The 1,522-nt window shown below is 50.6% G+C and carries 1 protein-coding gene and 1 pseudogene; both read right to left on the reverse strand.

Going from position 1 to position 1,522, the window contains the following annotated elements; all coding sequences use genetic code 11:
• Positions 1–280: pseudogene (locus J5224_RS27345) on the reverse strand (GntP family permease); the annotation flags it as partial.
• Between the two features lie 132 nt (positions 281–412).
• Positions 413–1,522 (reverse strand): 2-hydroxyacyl-CoA dehydratase subunit D (locus J5224_RS27350; protein WP_264628287.1); only part of this gene is annotated, 1,110 nt, incomplete at its 5' end.

The raw sequence follows: 1,522 nt of genomic DNA on the forward strand, positions 1-1,522 counted from the left end.
TGAACGTTGCCACGCTGTCAGCCGCGCCGCTGATGGCCGACAGCTGGCCGATTATCACCCCCAGTACGAAGATAAAAAAAAAGGCGCCGAAATAGCTGCCAAGCCCCGTGGTGTAGATTTTTAATATCGCATCCAGAGGATTCAGGCCATCTGGCGCGGTTAACCATGCCGTCACGGCTAAAAACAGGCTGGCGGTAAAGACAGAAATAAAGATGTGTATGCCTTTTATACACATCACCATCAAAATAATTAATCCGAGAATCAAACAGAAAATACCCATGATATTCTCTCTTCTATTTATTTATCAGCGTCAGAGATGATTAAATTAAACAACCATTCGCCGTGATTGAACGCGGTGTAATATGCCGCGCTCAACCCAGCTTCATTAATTTACCAATCGTCGCATATTCATTTATGCTGAAAGCACATCGGCAAAAGTCTGTAATGCCGTACGCGCCTGCTCGTAACTTTTTGTTTGTTGATCGATTTCAATAATAATGGAGGGAATACCTTCCTTATCGAGCTGCTTTTTGATAATGGGTGCATCAAACTCTTCCGGATCGCAAAACTTGGTTAACAGATACACCACGCCCTGCGCATTATTTTTCCGCACCATATCAACCAACACACTGCCGCGTTTCTTCTCGGGATCGTGTAGCAATGAGCACCCTTCGAGCTGGGCAATCTGCAAGGCCAGGCGACGGTAGGGATCGCTGTCAGGAGGAACGTCTTGCCGGAATTGGCGGGATTCGTGAGCCACTTCATCAGCCACGATCGCCATATGGTTGTCAGCAAAAATTTGCAGAATGGCAGGGCTGTCCGCGATGATGCCAGTCACCACAATGTTATGACCATCCCACTGCTCGGTTGGCAATTGTGTGCACAGTGCGCTGATCTCACGCACACGCAGGGTATGTTCCACCACGTCCATGAAATAGCCGCTTTTTATCACGGTATTACGCATCAGCGGGCTAATGGTACGCGGGTAGCGAGCGGCCACCTGTGAGAATTCACGCAGCGCGGTACGATGCTGATTAAACAGTTCAATGGCGCGATCGAGCGCTTGCGGCGTGACAGACTGCCCGGATATCCGCCCTAATTGCTGGGCGATACGCTGATACTGTTCAGTCAAAAACGCAATACCAGCCGGCATGGCGCGATTCTGTGGATGCACCAGTTGGATAAAGGGCACCTGCGGCACCCCCACCTTCCAGTTTTGCCCCAGGCATTTAAGGGTGTCACACAGCACCGGAATCATCACCGCCGACAGTTTATTCAGTGCATGATCCAGACCCAGTTCCAGCGTGGACAGCGCCAGCGCGCAGTAAAACGGCGGGAAGTATTTCTTGGCCTCCGAGATCTCCTTCCCTTCTGCCCCCCACAGGCCAAACGGTACCATGCCTGCCGCATAAACGATTTCATTCGGGGTATATTCCGGAAAGCAGCCGACAACTTGCTTACCGCTTTTCAGCAGCGCATTAAGTTGCTTGCCGGGGTTATTAACGATCTCCTGCAACTGTTC

Source organism: Candidatus Symbiopectobacterium sp. NZEC135 (assembly GCF_025962695.1).